Origin of the sequence: Methylobacterium sp. Leaf89 (assembly GCF_001422215.1) — a bacterium.
GTDB lineage: Bacteria > Pseudomonadota > Alphaproteobacteria > Rhizobiales > Beijerinckiaceae > Methylobacterium.
In genome coordinates this window covers 1-19,318 of sequence record NZ_LMML01000026.1, presented here as the reverse complement: position 1 = coordinate 19,318, position 19,318 = coordinate 1, and the positions used below count along the sequence as shown (strand labels likewise).

Below are 19,318 nucleotides of genomic sequence, written 5' to 3'. Positions count from 1 at the left end.
CCCCGGGCGATCCGGCCCGCGTCGTTCGGAGCCTGGCGATCAGAGGCGCGCGAGCAGCTCGGCCTTCTTGGCGGTGAACTCGCCCTCCGTGAGGATACCCTTGCGGCGCATCTCCGACAGGCGCTCGATCGTCGAGAGCACGTCGCTGCCGCCCACCGGCCCGGCGCTGCCCGGATGCGACGCCTCGGCGCCCGGATGACCGGCCTCGAAGGGTTCGGGCGCGAAAGGTTCGGGGGCGAAGGGTTCGGGGGCGAAGGGGCGGGCCTCGCCGCGCTCGGCCTCGTCGAGGCGCTTCAGGCTGGCGAGGTCCACGGGGCCGCCGGGGCCGGAGAAGCGCAGGCTCGTCGCGCTGCCCTGCTGCTGCGAGACGCCGCTGATGGCGTGATCGGCGGTGTCGTAGATCGCGGCCCGCCCCTCCGATTCGACCACGAGACGCCGCTGGACCGGGAAATAGGCGTAGCGCATCCCGTTCTGCGATCCGGCGGTGGCCGGTGCCCCCCATTCGGGAGGCCAGGGCGCCCCGGCGCCGCGCGGCACCTCCGACCAGGCGCCGGCCGGCAGCGCGGCGGCGAGGGCGGTGCAGAGGGCGTCCACCCGGGCCTTGAGCTCGGCGTTGAACATGTCGCCGATCATGGTCATGCCCGAGCCCGACCATTGGCCGAAGCCGCCGAGCTCGGGATGGTTGAACTGCGCCATCCGGCCGTGGCCCGCTTCGAGCGCCTGGACGAGGTGGCGCACGGCGTCGAGGCTGACCCGGTAGCGATCGGCGATCGCCTGCAGGCCGTAGGGCTGATCTGTCATGCGCCGGTCTCCTTGCCCCGGGCGGCCCCCGCCGCGCCGAGTTCGCAGTCTTGGTGTTCGCAGTCTTGCCGTTCGCAGTCTTGCCGTTCGTAGTCTTGCCGCAACCGCTCGCGCCGTGGAAGCGGCTGCGGGGCACCGCGCCGTGCGATGCAAAAAGATTTGCCCCGTGGCGGACCTTCCGGCGAAGCGTGAGCGTTCCTGTCCAGGTTTCCAGGACGGGGCGTCGCGCAGCGCCCTGTCTCGACGCACCCACCGATACCGCCCGGAGCGAACATGGCCGACACGACGAATCCCGCGGACCGCTCAAGCCCGCAGGGCCGCGCTAAACGTTCGCGCATCAAGGAAGGCTCGCCCTATCCGCTCGGCGCGAACTGGGACGGCCTGGGCGTGAACTTCGCCCTGTTCTCGGCCCACGCCACCAAGGTCGAGCTCTGCCTGTTCGACGATGACGGCGTGAACGAGATCGAGCGGATCGAGCTGCCCGAGTACACCGACGAGATCTGGCACGGCTACCTGCCCGACGCGCGCCCGGGCACCATCTACGGCTACCGCGTCCACGGCCCCTACGAGCCGACGGCCGGGCACCGCTTCAACCCGAACAAGCTGCTCATCGACCCCTACGCCAAGGGGCTCGTCGGCTCCATCACCTGGAACCCGGCCCTGTTCGGCTACCAGATGGAGACCGGCGACGACCTGACCTTCGACGACCGCGATTCCGCGCCCTTCACCCGCCGCTCCCGCGTCATCGACCCGGCCTTCACCTGGGGCCGGGACCGCAAGCCGCACGTGCCGTGGGAGAAGACCATCTTCTACGAGACCCACGTGAAGGGCTTCACCAAGCTCCACCCGGCGGTGCCGGAGAAGCTGCGCGGCACCTATGCGGGCCTCGGCACGCCGGCGGTGCTCGACTACATCAAGAGCCTCGGCGTCACCTCGGTGGAGCTCCTGCCGGTCCACGCCTTCGTGCAGGACGATTACCTGCAGGAGAAGGACCTGGTGAACTACTGGGGCTACAACACCATCTCGTTCTTCACCCCCGCCCGGCGCTACGCCGCCGTGCCGGACTTCGCCTTCTCCGAGTTCAAGGAGATGGTGGCGCGCATGCACGGCGCCGGCCTCGAGGTGATCCTGGACGTGGTCTACAACCACACCGCCGAGGGCAACGAGAAAGGTCCGACGCTGTCGTACAAGGGCGTCGACAACGCCTCCTACTACCGGCTCATGCCCAAGGAGCCGCGCTACTACATCAACGACACCGGCACGGGGAACACCTTCAACCTGTCGCACCCGCGGGTGCTGCAGCTCGTGACCGACTCCCTGCGCTACTGGGCCACCGAGATGCGGGTGGACGGCTTCCGCTTCGACCTCGCCACCATCCTGGGCCGCGAGCCGCACGGCTTCGACGAAGGCGGCGGCTTCCTCGACACCTGCCGGCAGGACCCGGTGCTGAACGGCGTCAAGCTCATCGCCGAGCCCTGGGATTGCGGCCCGGGCGGCTATCAGGTCGGCGGCTTCCCGCCGGGCTGGGCCGAGTGGAACGACCGCTTCCGCGACGACGTGCGCGGCTACTGGCGCGGCGACGAGGGCATGCTGCCCGATCTCGCCGCCCGGCTGACCGGCTCGGCCGACAAGTTCAACAAGCGCGGGCGCAAGCCCTGGGCTTCGGTGAACTTCCTGACCGCCCATGACGGCTTCACGCTGAACGACACCGTGTCGTACAACGAGAAGCACAACCTGGCGAACGGCGAGGACAACCGCGACGGACACTCGCACAACCTGTCGAACAACTACGGGGCCGAGGGACCGACGGACGATCCGGAGATCCGCGCCGTGCGCCTGCGCCAGATGCGCAACATGCTGGCGACGCTGTTCCTCTCCCGCGGCACCCCGATGCTGCTCGCGGGCGACGAGTTCGCCCGCACCCAGAACGGCAACAACAACGCCTATTGCCAGGACAACGAGATCTCCTGGCTCGACTGGGAGGCCGTCGGGCCCGAGGAGCGGGATCTCGCCGAGTTCACGCAGCGCCTGACCCTGCTGCGCGAGGCGCTCCCGATCCTCACCCGCGGCCGATTCCTCACGGGCGCCTACGACGAGGAGTTCGGCGTCAAGGACGTGACCTGGCTGCGTCCCGACGGCGGGGAGATGTCGCCGGAGAACTGGACGCAGGGTGATGCCCGCGCCATCGCGGTGCTCCTCGACGGCCGGGCCCAGGCCTCGGGCATCCACCAGCGCGGCGGCGATGCCACCCTGCTGCTGCTCTACAACGCCTACCACGACCTCGTGTCGTTCACCCTGCCGGAATCGGTGGGCGGCGTCGGCTGGACGCGGCTCCTCGACACGAACCTGCCCGACAGCCAGGACGTGGTGAGCAAGCCGATCGGCGCGACCTACGAGGTCACCGGACGCTCGATGCTGATGTTCGTCCTGAAGCCCGAGGAGGTCGAGGGCGTCGAGGCCAGCGACGGGGAGCGTTCCTACCAGCACGTGATGCAGGCCTTCGAGCGGGCCAACGTCAACAGCGTCCGCTTCGAGACCGAGCAGCGCTGACCCTCCGACCGGCCGCGCGTCTCGTGACGCGCGGCCGGTCCTCGCTGAATCGTCATGCCGACGGTGAGATGCCTGGGCCGGCACAGGGAACGATGATGGCGCCGGGAGTTTGACCCGTGTAAGGGGCGACCTGCCAGGCTCGCCTGCGAAGCCCCGCCGATGTGATAGCGCGACGATGATCGACACGCCCAAGATGCCGCCGAACGGGGCGCTCGCGCAGGACCCGATCCGATCCCCGATCAGCCCGGAAGCGGCCTTCTTCTTCGCATCGGTGGCCGCCTCGCGCATGCCGATGGTGGTGAGCGACCCGCGCCTGCCCGACAATCCGATCATCTTCACCAACGACGCCTTCCTGGAGATGACCGGCTACCGCCGCGACGAGGTGCTGGACCGCAACTGCCGCTTCCTCCAGGGGCCGGACACCGATCGTGGGGCGGTGCGCGAACTCGCCCGGGCGATCGCGGCCCGCGAGAACGTCGCCACCGAGATCGTCAACTACCGCAAGGACGGCACGCCGTTCTGGAATGCGCTCTTCGTCTCGCCGATCTACGACGCGGGCGGAACGCTGGTGTACTTCTTCGCCTCGCAGCTGGACGTTTCGCGCCGGCGCGACGCCGAGGAGGCCCTGGGCCAGGCCCAGAAGATGGAGGCGCTCGGCCAGCTCACCGGCGGCATCGCGCACGACTTCAACAACCTGCTGCAGGTGATCGTCGGCTACGTCGACATCCTGGGCGCCGGCCTCGACGATCCGAGCGCCGACCGCAACCGCCTGCGCCGGGCCACCGACAACATCCGCACCGCCGCCGAGCGCGCCACGACCCTGACGCAGCAGCTCCTGGCCTTCGCGCGTAAACAGCGCCTCGAAGGCCGCTCCGTGAACCTGAACGCCCTGGTCCAGGGCATGGCCGACATGGCCGGCCGGACCCTCGGCGAGACCGTCTCCCTCGACTTCGACCTCAGCCCCGACCTCTGGAACTGCCGCGTCGACCCGAACCAGGCCGAGGTCGCCCTCCTCAACGTCTTCATCAACGCGCGCGACGCGATGCCGGAGGGCGGCCGCCTCACGGTGCGGACCGAGAACCACGTCATCACCGGCGAGGTCGACGGTCCCCTGGCCCCCGGCCGCTACGTCACCATCAGCGTGAGCGATACCGGCAGCGGCATCCCGGCCCATGTCCTGGCCCGGGTCATGGACCCGTTCTTCACCACCAAGGAGGAGGGCAAGGGCACCGGCCTCGGCCTGTCGATGGTCTACGGCTTCGCCAAGCAGTCGGGCGGCGCCGCCCGCATCGAATCCGTCCTGGGGGCGGGAACCGTGGTGCGCCTGTCCTTTCCGGCCACCGAGACCGCGGTGTTCGAGGCGGCGCCGGCCGCGGTCGGCCCCCAGGAGGGGTCCGGCACCGAGACGATCCTCATCGTCGACGACCGGGAGGACGTGGCCGAGCTCGCCCGCACCATCCTGCGGGATTTCGGCTACAGCACCCTGATGGCGCAGAACGGCCGCGAGGCCCTCGAAGTACTGGACAGCGGGAACGCCATCGACCTGCTCTTCACGGACCTCATCATGCCGGGCGGCATGAACGGCATCGCCCTGGGACGCGAGGCCAAGCGCCGGCGGCCCGACCTCAAGGTCCTGCTCACCACGGGCTACGCCGAGGCGAGCCTGGAGCGAACCGATGCCGGGGGTTCGGAGTTCGATCTCCTGAACAAGCCCTACCGCCGGACGGACCTGGTCCGCCGCGTTCGGGCGGTTCTCGACGGGCCCGTCGCGATCGGCTGACGCCTCGCCCGGGTCCTCCAGCGGAGTGGATTCGCGATGAGCCAGGGCGACAAGTCGAAGTACACCGACAAGCAGATCCGCAAGGCGGAGCACATCGCCGAGTCCTACGAGGCGCGCGGCGTGCCCGAGAGGGACGCCGAGGCGCGGGCCTGGGCGACCGTCAACAAGGACGATGGCGGCGGCAAGAAGCCCGGCGGCTCCGGGCGGGGCAAGGCGACCCGCCATCCCGCGGCCCATCGCGGCGGCGCGGTCGGCGGCAAGGCCTCGGCCGGCCGCACGGCGGAAGAGCGCTCCGCCTCCGCCAAGAAGGGCGCCGCCACCCGCAAGCGCAACGCGGACGCCGCGCGGCACGCGTCCTGAGGATGACCTGGGTCGAGGCGTACCGGGTGGTATCGACCGTCCGACCCGACGGGGCTCGGGCGTTGGACGGACGCCTCGAGCGCTGAAGGTTTCAATGCTCCCTCCCGTGCGGTCGGGGCGATCGCCGATGGCTCCGCGCCGTCAGTCCGGGGTACCGCAGGTAAGACCGGACCCGACGGGGCGCGCCGTCAGCGTGCCATTCCAGAAGCCGCTCACGGGATGAAGTCCTGTACGGCCCACGTTTCCTGATGTGGGGCTCCGTTGCGCGGCCCCGGGATGACGGGGTGCTGAGCGCGGGTTTTCACCGGATGCCGCGCGCGGGCAGACGCCCCCCGACCCAGAGCGGGGAACGGTGAGGGCCCCGCAACAGAGAGAGGCGCGCACCCATCCGCGGATGCTGGACCGTATGATCCAGCGTCCATCGCAGACGACGCGTCCGCGCTACGACGTCGGCCCTCGGGCTCCGCCGAAGCCCGCTCAGGCCATCGCGGCCTTCAGGTGCTGGTCGACCTTGTCGAGGAAGCCCGTTGTCGAGAGCCAGCGCTGGTCGGGGCCGACGAGCAGGGCGAGGTCCTTGGTCATGAAGCCGGCCTCGACGGTGTCGACGCAGACGGTCTCCAGGGTCGTGGCGAACGTGGCGAGCGCCGCGTTGTCGTCGAGCTTGGCCCGGTGGGCGAGGCCACGGCTCCAGGCGAAGATCGACGCGATGGAGTTGGTGGAGGTCTCCTTGCCCTTCTGGTGCTCGCGGTAGTGGCGTGTCACCGTGCCGTGGGCGGCCTCGGCCTCGACGGTCCGGCCATCGGGGGTAAGCAGCACGGAGGTCATCAGGCCGAGCGAGCCGAAGCCCTGCGCCACGGTGTCGGACTGCACGTCGCCATCGTAGTTCTTGCAGGCCCAGACGTAGCCGCCCGACCACTTGAGGGCCGAGGCCACCATGTCGTCGATCAGGCGGTGCTCGTAGGTGATCCCGGCCGCATCGAACTTCGCCTTGAACTCGTTCTGGAAGACCTCCTCGAACAGGTCCTTGAAGCGGCCGTCATAGGCCTTCAGGATGGTGTTCTTGGTCGAGAGGTAGACCGGGTACTTGCGGTTCAGGCCATAGTTCATCGAGGCGCGGGCGAAGTCGCGGATCGAGTCGTCGAGGTTGTACATCGCCTGGGCGATGCCGGGGCTCGGGAACTTGAAGACTTCCTTCTCGATGACCGTGCCGTCCTCGCCCTCGAACTTGATGGTCAGGCGGCCCTTGCCCGGCACCTTGAAGTCGGTGGCCTTGTACTGGTCGCCGTAGGCGTGGCGGCCGACCACGATGGGCTGGGTCCAGCCCGGCACGAGGCGGGGCACGTTCTTGCAGATGATCGGCTCGCGGAAGATGACGCCGCCGAGGATGTTGCGGATCGTGCCGTTGGGCGACTTCCACATCTCCTTCAGGTTGAACTCCTTCACCCGGGCCTCATCGGGGGTGATGGTGGCGCACTTCACGCCGACGCCGTGGCGCTTGATCGCCTCGGCGGCCTGGACGGTGACCTGATCGTTGGTGGCGTCGCGGTGCTCGACGCCGAGGTCGTAATAGTCCAGGTTCAGGTCGAGGTAGGGGTGGATCAGCTTGTCCTTGATCTGGCTCCAGATGATCCGGGTCATCTCGTCGCCGTCGAGTTCGACGACCGGGTTCGCAACCTTGATCTTGTCCATCTGCAGCACACCTTCCTGAGCCAGGATGTCCGGCGCCACGCAAGGCGGATGCCGAACCTGCGCCGCTCTTAGCCCGCGCGCTTCCGGGGCGGAAGCAGGCGGCTCCCTCCCGGCGCATGACAAACCTTTTGGCCTGTCAGGGACCGGCGACGAGGCGCGCCTTCCGGGTCGCCTGATCGAACATGGCGTTCAGCGCTTCCTGGATCTCGCTCGCCGAGTTCGCGGTGCGGAAGTAGCCCGACGAGGCGCAATTCTGCAGCGTGGCGGGCACGCCCGGAATCAGTGTGTTCACGAGGAGGTTCTCGTTCGTGACCACCTGATCCGGGTGGTTCGCCGGCGAGATCGGGATGTACGGAATGTAGAGAATCGAGATGGTGATGCCGCGATCCTTCAAGGGCTTGCACAGCGAGGGATCGAGGAGCCTCGCCTGGGATCCGGTCCAGCCGGTCGAATTGTAGTAATACTGGTTGTTGTCCATCCCATCCGTGATCACGAACACGAACGGCAGCGCCCGCTTGGCACTGAGCCCGTCCCCGACGCTGGTGATCTTGTTGTTGATGATCGGGAAGACGTTCTCGTAATGCGTGCCGCCGCTCCCGCGTGGCACGGACGAATTGCCGATATCCATGTAGTTTTCGAGATTGATGGTCTTGAGCGAATCCAGATCGGCCGTCACGTCGGCCGCGGTTTCGAGATTGCTCACGAAGGGATAGAGCCCGACCCGGTACTGGTTGACCAGGGTCGCGTTGGTCTTCGCCTTGGCGATAAGACCTTGGACGGCGTTGCTGACGGTCGCGATCCGAAGCTCGATGTTGTTCTGCTTGGAGATCGCGAAGCCCTGCCAGCCGGGGAAATGACAGGCGAAGGCGCAATTGTTCGGGCCGCCGGATTTCATGTCGGGGTTGAGCTTGGCGAACTGCGTCTGCGCCGCGCTGGAGGTCGGGAAACCCATCGAGCCGGACGTGTCGAGCAACAGATAGAAGTCCACGTAGTTGCTCAAGGTGAGGCTGGACGTGGATTTCCCGGACACCTGAATCGCCTTCAGATCGCCCAGGACCTTGCTGAAGGGTGAGTTGAAGCTCGAGGCGTATGTCGCCCGAGCCGTTATGACCCCGGCGGTGCGGGTGACCGTGAGGTCCGGGACCAGCGGCAGGCTCTTGAGCATCGCGCCGGCATTGACCTGGAAGGCCGCCAGCCCGCGGGTCTTGGCGAGCGCCAGGGCCGAGGCGGTGGGGTCCGCCTCGTTCTTCGGGTTGGTGGAGATGTAATCGCGGGCCGTCGCGATCGCGGTGATCGTGGCCGCGTCGGCCGCGCGGTCGAAATGGGTGCGGTAGTTGATGCCGCGGACGTAATCGACGCCGAGCCCGGTCAGGCCGATCAGCGGGATCAGCGCCAGGGCGAAGACCATGAGGACATTGCCGCCCGTCTCATCGCGCAGGCGCCGCAGCAGGCGCCCTGGCGGAGAAACGGGATGCGTGGAGTCGGCGTGCATGGAACAGGCCTCGGGGTCAGGGGCAGGCATTGGCGGAGGTGCTCCCGCCGCTCGGATCGAAGGTGATGGCCGTGACGTAGCGCGGCGCGAAATAGAAGGACTTCGCGATGTCGATCGAGCCGACGACGGATTGGAGGATGAGGGGCTTGTAGCTGAAGACCACGTCGGCCACGACGAGGAAGCCGGGGCCGAACGTGTCGCTGGGCAGCGTCGTGGGGCTCGGTCCGGCCGTATTGGGCGCCGCGACGGGCGGTGTCGTGCAGGAGCGCTTCTGGCCGGACGTCCAGACGACCTTCGGCGTATAGGTACAGTTGGACGTGCAACCGGCGACGGTCGGGGTGAACTGCACCCCCGACAGCGACCATCTCAGCAGGGTCCAGACCGAGACGTTGGCGTCCTTGGCGGCGGACATGGCCTCCGGGAACATGACCAGCTGGGATCGGGAGATCGCGAGGATGTCGGTCTGGGTGATCTTGCCCGTGTCGTTGCGCGCCACGAGATCCGCCAGGGTGCTGGCGGCGAGCTCGAGCTTGCGCATGTAGATGACGTAGCGGACGAGATCGAAGGTCACTGCCGAGAGCGTGAGCAGCAGCGGCAGGATTAGCGCGAACTCGATGATGGCGATGCCGCGCCCGTCCCGTCCGAAGCGCTTGAGGGTCTGGCGGCTCATGGCGGCGTCAGCACCCTGTCGAGACGCTGGCGGTGGTGAACGGCTCGTTCCGGAACGCCACCGCCGCCCGGGCGAACACGACCGAGGTCCCGTTCCAGGTCGTGCCCAGCTTCAGGGCGATCCAGACCGGGCTGAACACCGGGACGGCGTAGAAGACCTGGAGGTAACCGTAGGTGCCGGGGGCGCCGGTGCAGTACGCCGTCTGACTGTTGTTCATCGGCACCGGCACGAGGCTCTTCTCGTCCGGGCTGACGAACACCGAGTAGCCGCCGCCCGACCCGGTCAGGGTGGTGGTCTGCAGATTGGTGACGATGTTGTTGCAGGACAGGCCGGCGATCAGGTTGGCGCAGACCACCGAGCTGCGAAAGCCGTTGGCGGTGGAGGCCGTATCGGTCAGCGCGCCGATCATGATCGTCCGGCTGGCATCGGCGGTCGCCTTTTCCAGGGCCGCGTAGCAGAAGACGTACAGGCCACCCTGAAGAATTTCGACGAACACCAGTATGAAGAGCGGCATGACAAGGGCGAACTCGACTGCCGTCGCGCCGCTCGAAGATCGGCGAAAGCGGCTTACCCAGCCTGTTTTCTTGGCGCCGCAGGACATGGGAGTGCCGAAACCGATCGCATTATGATGTTGCGGGTCGCTTGGCCTTGCCATCACGCTCCGACGGGGCGGTTCCTCTGATGTCCTGACGAACAGCCGATGAAGAGGTCCCGTATCGCTCAGCGATGCATGGCGAGCCTTAAGGTCGAATTACTGCGATCCGCGACGGTCGCCCGCATCCCCCATGCCCTGTGGATCGGCCGCGGGCCGCGTACGACCCGGGCGGCGCGGACGGCGTCCGAAGGCGCGGCGGGGCCCCATGCGGCCATGGGGCTGGACATTGACGCCGACACGCGGAATCTGCCCGCCACGCGGCACAGCCCCCGCCGTCCTGTCCTCCGCTGTCCTGAGAGAGCCCCATGAGTGAACGCATCATCCTTCGCGCCGGCGAGGCCCTGGTCGCCGGCGGACCGCCGAACACGGCGTCCGAGCCCGAGGTGATCATCGGCGAACTCGACGGTCCGGTGGGCACCGCCCTCGCCACCCTCACGGGCGATCAGGTCGTCGGCCACAGCCGCGTCTTCGCGCTCCTCAACACCGACATCATGGTGCGCCCCGTCACGCTCTGCGTCTCGAAGGTGAGCGTCACTGAGAGCAAGTACACCTCGATCTTGATGGGCACGGTGCAGTTCGCCATCGCCAACGGCGTGCTCGATGCGGTGCGGGCCGGCTACATCCCGAAGGAGAAGGCCAACGACCTCGGCATCATCTGCTCGGTCTGGCTGAGCCCCGGCGTGATCGAGGCCGAGACCGTCGACCACAAGGCGCTGTTCGACATCCAGCGCCGGGGCATGACCGAGGCGATCCGAAAGGCGATGACCAACGAGCCCTCGATCGACTGGCTCCTGGAGAACCAGGACAAGATCATCCACAAATACTACCAGATGGGCCTCGACGGAAAGATCTGAGTCCGCTCGGGCCTCCCCGGGCCGGCGGCGCTTGGCCGTCGCGCCCGCCTCGTGCAAGACGGCGCGAATGAGCTCCGACCCGCACATGCCCGATCCCATGACGACCGATCCCGCAACGACCGACCCTATGACCACCGGCGCCGCAGCGGCCGAACCCGCCCCATCCCCCGCCGGGCCCGTGATCATCCTGGTCCAGCCGCAACTGGCCGAGAACATCGGCATGACCGCACGGGCCATGGCGAATTTCGGGTTGTCGGAGCTCCGCCTGGTGGCGCCGAAGAACGGCTGGCCGAAGAAGGGCGTGCGCGAGGCGGCCTCGGGCGCCACCCACATCCTCGACGGCGCGGTGGTCTACGACACCCTCGGCGAGGCGATCGCCGACCTGCACTACGTGCTGGCGACGACGGCGCGCGAGCGCGGTCAGATGAAGCGGGTCTTCGCGCCCGACGAGGCCATGCGCGACGTCGCGGGCCGCGCCGGCCAGCGGGTCGGCATCCTGTTCGGACGGGAGCGCTCCGGCCTCGACAACGACGAGGTCTCCCGCGCCGACGCCATCGTGACCTTCCCGGTCGATGCCCGCTTCTCCTCCCTGAACCTGGCCCAGGGGGTGCTGCTCATGAGCTACGAGTGGCGCCGGGCAGCCGGCCTCTCGGTGCTGCCCTTCACCGGCGAGATGCTGTCGCCGCCCGCCACCCGGGAGGCGATGGCCTCGCTCTTCACGACGCTGGAGGACAGCCTGGCGGCCGCCGGCTTCTATCCGCCGGAGAAGCGGGACATCATCGCCCGCAACATGCGCGACATGCTTCATCGCATGGCCATGACCGAGCAGGATGTGCGTACGATGCGGGGCGCGCTGCGGGCCCTGACGGCACGCGGGCCGCGCGCGGTGAAATAAAAGCCCAGGCCAGGCGCTCTTAACCCCTGCGCGATCTTTGCGTGTCACGGTCGGGCGTCATGACGACCGAACGGCTCATCACTCCTGCGGGCGCATTCGCCTCCCGTGCCCACGAAACGGCGTTCCGGGCGGAGCGGCTCCCCAGGATTCGGCGCCACACGCGGGCGGTCCTGTGCGCCTCCCTGGCGATCGCCCTCCTGCTCCTCGTCGACGACCTCAGCCTGATCGAGGCCCGCAGCGGGATGCGGGCGATGCTGGTCACGCATCTCGGCCTCGTGGCGGCGACGCTCGGCGGTCTGGTCGCCCTGCGGTCCGTCAAGGACTTCGCGCAGCTGCAGCGATGGCTCCTCCCGTGGCAGGCCGCCGCGAGCCTGGGCCTCGGCGCCCTCTGCGTGGCGCGCCCCGAAATCCCGGTCCTGGCGGCGCTGCTGGTGCCGACCGCGTTCATGCTCGTGGTGCCCCTGAGCTTCATTCGGACGGCGGTCACCGGCAGTGTGTCGGCCCTCGTCCTGCTGTCGGGCTTCCTCGCCGTGCGATCCCCCGGCGAGGTGAGCCTCGCCCTGGCGATCGAGTTCGTCCTCGGCCACCTGACGGTCCTGCTCTACATCGCCCGGTCGAACCGCCTGCGCCGCCTGGAATGGGCGGCGGCCGACGTGGAACGCAGGGCGAGCCTGGAACTCGCGGAGAGCCGGGAGCTGTTCGAGACGATGTTCCGGGCCGTGCCGGTGCCGATCGTCGTCTCCCGGGCGGCCAACGGGCAGATCGTCAGCACCAACGATGCCGGCGTCCAGTTCTTCGGGCTCGCCCCCGGCGACACCCTGGCGAACTACGCGAACCGCGACTTCCTCGCTGGCGCCGACCGCCGCCGGATGCAGGCGGTGCTGGACCGGCGCCAGGCGATCCGCGACTGGGAGGCGAGCATCGTCGTCCTCACCGGGGAGCGCCGCGACGTGCTCCTTTCGATCGAGTGCGTCCAGATCGACGGCATCGCCTGTCACGTCTCCAGCCTCGTGGACATCACGAGCCGCAAGGCCGCCGAGGCGCAGATCCGCTCGGCCGCCCATCACGACGTGCTCACGGGCCTGCCCAATCGCGCGCTGTTCCAGGCCACCCTGGAGACCGCCCTGGCGCGGGCGGAAGCCCAAGCCGCTGCGGTCGGCCTGATCCTTCTCGACCTCGACGCCTTCAAGGAGATCAACGACACCCTCGGGCACGATTCCGGGGACGCCCTGCTCAAGGAGGTCGCCCTGCGCCTCTGCGGCGTGATCGAACCGGACGACCTCGTGGCGCGCCTCGGGGGCGACGAGTTCGTCGTGATCTGCACCGGCCGCGATGCGGCGGGGCGACCCCGCATCCACGACCTCGCGGAGCGCATCCTCGACGTCCTGCACCCGCCGATGCCGATCAGCGGGCGGATCGTGGCGCCGCGCGCGAGCCTCGGCCTCGCCCTCTACCCCGACCATGCCGGGAACTCGGCCGACCTCTTCACCAACGCGGACCTCGCCCTCTACGCCGCCAAAGCCTCGGGGCGGAACCGCGCGACACTGTTCGTGCCGGCCCTGCGGGCGAACATCGAGGAGCGGGTGGCGATGACCCGCGAGATGCGCGCGGCCCTCGACGGGGGCGGCGGCCTGGAGCCCCACTACCAGCCGAAGATCAACCTGCTCTCGGGGGCGGTGATCGGATTCGAAGCTCTGGCGCGCTGGCACCATCCCGTCCGCGGCCTCCTCGCTCCCGGCGCCTTCTCGGCCGTCTTCGACGATCCCGAGATCGGCGTCGCGGTGGGCGACGTCCTACGCCGGCGAATCATCGCCGACCTCTTGCACTGGATCAGCCTCGGGCTCGATCCCGGCCGCGTCTTCCTCAACCTGTCGACGGCGCAGTTCGCCCAGGGTGACCTGGCCGGGACCTTCCTCGACGACGTCGATTCGGCCGGCCTGGCACGCAGCCGGATCGGGGTCGAGGTGACGGAGACCGTCCTCCTCGGCAGCCACGGCGACCGGGTCAGCGACGTGCTGGCCGAGCTGCACGGCTCCGGCATCCGGGTCGCCCTGGACGATTTCGGCACCGGCTACGCCTCGCTCACCCACTTGAAGCAGTTCCCGGTGGACGAGATCAAGATCGACCGCAGCTTCATCCGGGACCTGGAGCGCGACGCCAACGATGCCGCCATCGTCACCGCAGTGCTGCAGCTCGGCCGCAGCCTCGCCCTCGACGTCACCGCCGAGGGCGTCGAGACGGCGGAGCAGGCCGCCTTCCTGCGGGACGGAGGCTGCACCAACGTCCAGGGTTATCTCTACGGAAAGCCGATGCCGGCGAGCCGCGTCCCCTGGTTCCTGCGCAACCGCCCGGACCTGCTGGGCGACGCGGAGGCGGAGCCCACCCTGCGGATCGCCTGAAGCGGGCGCGCGGACCACGGACGGTCCGACGCCGCGCGTTCGCCGGTCGCCCGCGGGGGCCGGACTTCACGGCGCATCCCCCGGATGTGTGGCGAACGATCGGCCTTTCATCCCTCGGCCGGCACGCTGCGATGCCGCGGAGCCGCCGAAGCGGTCGAGGCCTCAGGCCCCGGATCATGGGAGCCGGTCGCCGCCCGCGCCGAGGGCGACCACCGCGACTCGAAATCGTCCGATGACATCGGTGTCCGGCGTGCCGGAACGGGAATCTCCCCAATAATAACCGCCGAAATGGGTCATAAAGAACTAATTTTGTCCACCAACGGCAGCTTATCCGGTTGGCTAGTCTGATTTGCGGACTTGCTCGATTGATGACACTATCATTTGAGAAGGCGCAGCAGGCCGTGACGACATGCAGGTCGACAATCTCAAGTTTTCTCCAGCTCAGTTTTTAAACCTGATCGAAAGCCATGGGCTCACCGGCACCTGGGGTTGGCAGTTTGCCGACAACCAGCAGGTCTGGTCGTCCGGCCTGTACCATCTCCTGGGCCTCGACCCTCGGACCACGCGGCCGAGCTACGAGCTGCTGGTCGGACTGGTCCTCACGGAGGATCGCGCGAAACTGTCGACCGGGGCCGACCTGATCCAGGGTACCGCCCTCGGCAGCCAGACGGTGCGGTTTCGCCGGCCGGATGGCGCGATGCGGGTCCTGTCGGTGCGAAACGAGATCTATTTCGACCCGGACGGGCGACCGCGCGGGGCCGCGGGCGTCGTCCTGGACGTGACGGACCACGAGAGCCTCCGGCAGGCGCGCCTGGCCGACCAGCGCCGCAGCCGGGTCCTGTTCGGGGACGAGGGCACGCCGAGCCTCTTCGGCGATGCCGCCCTCGCATTCACCGAAGCGCCGGCCCCGGTGGATTCGGGCGGCGGGGCGGAGGACTGGGCCGGCCTCACCCGCTCGTTGGAGGCGGACGCGCACCCGCCCGGCCCGCCGTTCGACGAGGCCCTCGACGAGGCCCTCGACGGGGGAATCGACGGGCGTCACCTGCGCGCCGCCCGCGCCCTGCTGGACTGGTCGATGACCGATCTTGCGAAGGCCGCCGGCCTTTCCCTGTCGACGGTGAAGCGCATGGAGGAGCATCTCGACAACACCGCCCAGCAGTCCCGGCACAAGGCGGTCGAGACGCTGCGCAAGGCGGGGATCCGGTTCTCGCGCCTGGACGGCGGCGTCATCGGCATCGGGCACCGGGAGGTCGCATCGACCTGACCCGGCGCGGGCACCGGCGCGCCCTTAACTTTGGGGGAACCATGTCGACGATTCGCGTGGAACCGTAAGGGACCTGGCGTAACCGAGCCGGTAAGCTTTGCCGCGAGACAGGCAAAGCGATGCAGATCGATCTTCAAACCCTCTGGTACCTGACGATTGGGACGCTGCTGGTGTCGACGTCGCTTCTGCTCTGGGAGCGGCAGGCCCACCCGGCGCGGGCGCGGGGGCTCGCCGTGCTGGCTGCCGGTCTGGTGGCCTTCGTTTTGGGCTGCGTCGTGGCGATGAACCGCGGCCGCGTGCCCGTCGCCCTCGGCATGGCAGCGACCAACCTCCTGATGGTGTCGGGCTACCTCCTGGTCCTGAACGCCGCGGCGAGCCTCGACGGGCGGCGGCACCTCCGCGCCTCCCTCGCCGCGCTGGCCGGCCTCGCGGTCCTGTGGGCGCTCGCCGGGACGCAGTTCCCGACCGCCTTCTGGAACCACGTCTCGGCCCTGCCTATCGCGCTGGCCTGCGGCCTGACGGCGTGGATCCTCCTGCGCAGCCGCACGGCCCGGGGATTGCGATCCCGGCCGGTGGCAGTCGCGATCTCGTCCGTCCACGCCGGGTTCTACCTCGGCCGCGCCTTCGTCGCCCCCGTCCTCGTCCAGTGGTACGGCCCGGACATGCTCGTCGTCGTGGCCAAGGCGACGATGGTCGAGGCAGTCCTCTATTCGGTGGCGATGCCGATGTCGTTCCTCGCCCTCGTCCGCGAGGAGGAGAAGCAGCACCTCCTGCGCCTGTCGCACACGGACCAGCTCACGGGGCTGGCGAACCGCCACGCCTTCTTCGAGCAGGGGGGCCGGATCCTGCGGGAGCAGCAGGGCCGCCCCGTCGCGCTCCTGGCCTTCGACCTCGACCACTTCAAGGCGATCAACGACCGCTACGGCCATCCGGCGGGCGATGCGATTCTGAGGCTGTTCGCCGAAACCGCCCGCGCGGGCGCGGGCCCCGACGCGCTTCTGGTTCGCCTGGGTGGCGAGGAGTTCGCCGCGCTCCTGCCCGACTGCGACCGGCTTCAGGCCCTGAGCCGCGGCGCCACCATCGCCAGCCGCTTCGCCGCCGCGGCCGCGCGGGCGGAAGGCCCCGGGATTCCGGCGACCGTCAGCATCGGTCTTGCGGCGCCGGATCACGGCGACCTCACCACGATGCTGGCCAGCGCCGATGCGGCCCTGTATCGGGCCAAGGGACTCGGCCGCAACCGCATCGAGGCCGCGGGCCCGCCGACCCTCTCCGCCGCGGCCTAGAGTTTGTCAGGGATCATCGGAAGCGGGTGATCCCGAAACGCCAAACGACAAGACAGAATTTCGGGCCGGGCTCCGGCACCACGCCTCCGGCTCGTGCGCTCCGGGCGGACGTATCGGCCGATGCGCAGGAGCGACGGGCACCGCTTCGGGTTCACGACGCGCGTCCCCCCTGCCACCGGCCACCACGCCGTCAGAGCTGCCGCGTCGCTGCGGATCTTCGGCGCTCGGCCTAGGGCTGCTGAAGGTTACACCTGCGAACAAATAAATAAAGACTTTTGCATGTCTTGCTTTGTATTGCGCACGACGCCGGACGGACACTATACATCGGCCATGTCCATCGTTGGTGTTGCTCGGCACGACACAGATGAATGTTGAAAGCCTCGGATTCGCGTCCCAGCATTTGCTGAACCTGATCGAGAGCCAGGGCGCCACCGGGACCTGGGGCTGGCGCTTCGCCGACAACGATCATGTCTGGTCGCCGGGCCTGTTCCGCGTGCTGGGCCTCGATCCGCAGAGCACCCGGCCGGGCTACGACCGTCTGCTCAGCCTGCTCCATCCGCAGGACCGGGAGCAGGTGGAGACCGGCCTCGACCTGATCCAAGGCGTGACGTTCGGCCAGAAGTCCGTCCGCCTGCTCCGCCCGGACGGCGCGGTCCGCGTGCTGTCGGCCCGGACCGAGATCTATCTGGCGGCGGACGGACGCCCCCGCGGCGCGGCCGGGATCGTACTCGACGTGACGGATCAGGAGCGGCTGCAGCAGGCGCGCCAGGCCGATTTGCGGCGTCGGCGCGCCCTGTTCCAGCAGGGGCGGGCGTTCCTGTTCTCCAACGATCCGGACTACGCGTTCTCCATGCCCCAGGAGGCCAGCGATCTGACGGGCCTCTCGCTCGCGGACATCTCGGCCGATGGCTTCCTGTGTGTGGTCCATGAAGAGCGCGAGCACTGGCGCGAAGCCAGCATCGAGGGACAGCTTTCGGGGCGGGCGCACGTGACGAGACCCGTCCTGCACCTCGCCGGCGGCGATCGCGGGCCCTTCGAGGTGTTCTCCGTTCCGCTTCGCGACACGGACGGCGTGGTGGTGGAGTGGAGCAACCTGACGCGCCCGATCGGATCGCACAGCCCCCTGGCCAGCGTCCCGATCCGCGAAGGCCTGGAGCAGGCGATCGACAGGCGCCACCTGCGCGCCGCCCGCGCCCTGCTGGACTGGTCGATGACCGACCTCGCCCGGGCCGCCGGCCTCTCGCTCTCCACCGTCAAGCGCATGGAGGAGGACATCGGGGCGATCGCGGAGCGGTCCCGCCACAAGGCCGTGGACGCCCTGCGCCGGTCCGGCATCCGCTTCTCCCTGATGGAGGGCGGGGTCATCGGCGTCGGCCTGACCTGAGCCGTGCCGCCGGCCGAGGGGAGGGGCGCGGCCCCGAGCCGGGCCAAGGCCTGCGCGACGTCGGCGATGGGGGCCTCGACGGTCTCCAGGCCGATCGCGCGGCGCACCGTCCCAGGGGCCGCCCGGCGCGGCGGAGGGGTCGGCCGTCGCGCAGGAGAGGCGGGAACCGCGTCGGGTCCACGACGACCGTCGCTTCCGTCGCCGGCCCGCCACCCTTCGCGCACCGCAATGTTGCGGCGGATCATCAGCACACCGCAAAATATACCTGAGGTTTCCAAGGACCCCGCCGCATCTCATACTCTAGGTTTGCTGGGCCTCCATTGCACGCCACGCCACCTTGATACTATACCTTGGAAACGTTCTTATTATTTTTTGCTCGGCACCTCACGAATGAATCTGGAAAGCCTCGATTTCGCGTCCCCCTATTTTCTGAACCTGATCGAGAGCCAGTGCGTCGCCGGAACCTGGGGCTGGCGCTTCGCCGACAACCACCATGTCTGGTCGACGGGCCTGTTCCGCGTGCTGGGCCTCGACCCGCAAACCACCCGGCCGGGCTACGACCGTCTGCACCGCCTGATCCATCCGCAGGACCGGGAGAGGGTAGAGACCGGCGCCGACCTGATCCGGGGCGTGACGCTCGGCCAGCAGAGCGTCCGCCTGCTCCGCCCGGACGGCGCGATCCGCGTGCTGTCGGCCCGGAGCGAGATCTACCTGGCGCCGGACGGACGTCCCCGCGGGGCGGCCGGGGTCGTGCTCGACGTGACGGATCAGGAGCGGCTGCAGCAGGCCCGCCAGGCCGAGCAGCGGCGCCGGCGAGCCCTGTTCCAGCAGACGCGGACGCTGGCCTTCTCCAGCGATCCGGAGCGCCGATTCACCTTCCCCCAGGAGGCCTTCGAATTGACCGGCCTTTCGCCGGACGAGATCGCAGCTGATGCCTTCCGGACGATCCTGGGCGAGGAGCGGGAGCACTGGCGTGACGTGAGCATCGCAGCCCAGTCAGATGGGCTCGCCCATCGGCTGACGCCGCTGCTCCATATTGCCGGCGGCAATCGTGAGCGCTTCGAGGTGTTCACCGTTCCGCTCCGCGACGCGGCCGGCGTGGTGGTGGACTGGAGCAGCCTGACCCGTCCGATCGGATCGTACACCCCTTTGGCCAGCGACCAGTTTCGCGAAGGCCTGGAGCAGGCGATCGACGGGCGCCACCTGCGCGCCGCCCGGGCCCTGCTGGACTGGTCGATGACG

General features: G+C 68.8%; 15 protein-coding genes. 10 read left to right on the top strand and 5 right to left on the bottom strand.

Going from position 1 to position 19,318, the window contains the following annotated elements:
* Nucleotides 1-39: 39 nt before the first annotated feature.
* Nucleotides 40-801 (bottom strand): SHOCT domain-containing protein, encoded by a 762-nt coding sequence (locus ASF18_RS09515; protein ID WP_056222565.1) that lies wholly within the window; start codon nucleotides 799-801, stop codon nucleotides 40-42.
* Between the two features lie 273 nt (nucleotides 802-1,074).
* Between ASF18_RS09515 and glgX the strand changes: the two genes are divergently transcribed.
* From glgX to ASF18_RS09500, 3 genes are all read left to right on the top strand, one after another.
* On the top strand, nucleotides 1,075-3,351 hold the full coding sequence (glgX, locus tag ASF18_RS09510; RefSeq protein ID WP_056222562.1) for a glycogen debranching protein GlgX: 2,277 nt from the start codon (nucleotides 1,075-1,077) through the stop codon (nucleotides 3,349-3,351).
* A gap of 175 nt (nucleotides 3,352-3,526) precedes the next feature.
* On the top strand, nucleotides 3,527-5,131 hold the full coding sequence (locus tag ASF18_RS09505; protein WP_056222559.1) for a hybrid sensor histidine kinase/response regulator: 1,605 nt from the start codon (nucleotides 3,527-3,529) through the stop codon (nucleotides 5,129-5,131).
* Nucleotides 5,132-5,167: 36 nt separating this feature from the next.
* Entirely contained in the window at nucleotides 5,168-5,491 is a 324-nt protein-coding gene (locus ASF18_RS09500; protein WP_056351080.1) for a hypothetical protein, read from the top strand.
* Between the two features lie 477 nt (nucleotides 5,492-5,968).
* On the opposite strand, the gene ASF18_RS09495 is transcribed toward ASF18_RS09500, so the two are convergent.
* The 4 genes from ASF18_RS09495 to ASF18_RS09480 all read right to left on the bottom strand — a co-directional run bounded on the left by ASF18_RS09495 (nucleotide 5,969) and on the right by ASF18_RS09480 (nucleotide 9,943).
* Nucleotides 5,969-7,180, bottom strand: coding sequence for an NADP-dependent isocitrate dehydrogenase (locus ASF18_RS09495; protein WP_056274708.1), 1,212 nt, complete (start codon nucleotides 7,178-7,180; stop codon nucleotides 5,969-5,971).
* 136 nt (nucleotides 7,181-7,316) lie between these two features.
* Nucleotides 7,317-8,672 (bottom strand): pilus assembly protein TadG-related protein, encoded by a 1,356-nt coding sequence (locus ASF18_RS09490; protein ID WP_056222546.1) that lies wholly within the window; start codon nucleotides 8,670-8,672, stop codon nucleotides 7,317-7,319.
* A 16-nt stretch (nucleotides 8,673-8,688) separates the two neighbouring features.
* Entirely contained in the window at nucleotides 8,689-9,342 is a 654-nt protein-coding gene (locus ASF18_RS09485) for a TadE/TadG family type IV pilus assembly protein (RefSeq protein WP_056222542.1), read from the bottom strand.
* Between the two features lie 7 nt (nucleotides 9,343-9,349).
* Entirely contained in the window at nucleotides 9,350-9,943 is a 594-nt protein-coding gene (locus ASF18_RS09480) for a TadE/TadG family type IV pilus assembly protein (protein ID WP_274534761.1), read from the bottom strand.
* Nucleotides 9,944-10,302: 359 nt separating this feature from the next.
* Between ASF18_RS09480 and ASF18_RS09475 the strand changes: the two genes are divergently transcribed.
* The 7 genes from ASF18_RS09475 to ASF18_RS09445 all read left to right on the top strand — a co-directional run.
* Entirely contained in the window at nucleotides 10,303-10,851 is a 549-nt protein-coding gene (locus tag ASF18_RS09475; protein ID WP_055952093.1) for a formaldehyde-activating enzyme, read from the top strand.
* A 127-nt stretch (nucleotides 10,852-10,978) separates the two neighbouring features.
* Complete coding sequence (locus ASF18_RS09470) at nucleotides 10,979-11,746, top strand: RNA methyltransferase (RefSeq protein ID WP_056351078.1); 768 nt, start codon at nucleotides 10,979-10,981, stop codon at nucleotides 11,744-11,746.
* Nucleotides 11,747-11,805: 59 nt separating this feature from the next.
* Nucleotides 11,806-14,145 (top strand): EAL domain-containing protein, encoded by a 2,340-nt coding sequence (locus tag ASF18_RS09465; protein WP_056351076.1) that lies wholly within the window; start codon nucleotides 11,806-11,808, stop codon nucleotides 14,143-14,145.
* 409 nt (nucleotides 14,146-14,554) lie between these two features.
* On the top strand, nucleotides 14,555-15,409 hold the full coding sequence (locus ASF18_RS09460) for a PAS domain-containing protein (RefSeq protein WP_056351074.1): 855 nt from the start codon (nucleotides 14,555-14,557) through the stop codon (nucleotides 15,407-15,409).
* 119 nt (nucleotides 15,410-15,528) lie between these two features.
* The gene (locus tag ASF18_RS09455) at nucleotides 15,529-16,692 is read left to right on the top strand and encodes a GGDEF domain-containing protein (RefSeq protein ID WP_056351072.1); all 1,164 of its coding nucleotides are present in this window, start codon (nucleotides 15,529-15,531) and stop codon (nucleotides 16,690-16,692) included.
* A gap of 364 nt (nucleotides 16,693-17,056) precedes the next feature.
* On the top strand, nucleotides 17,057-18,076 hold the full coding sequence (locus tag ASF18_RS09450; protein ID WP_056351070.1) for a PAS domain-containing protein: 1,020 nt from the start codon (nucleotides 17,057-17,059) through the stop codon (nucleotides 18,074-18,076).
* A 390-nt stretch (nucleotides 18,077-18,466) separates the two neighbouring features.
* On the top strand, nucleotides 18,467-19,318 hold an 852-nt coding region (locus ASF18_RS09445; RefSeq protein WP_056351068.1), incomplete at its 3' end, for a PAS domain-containing protein.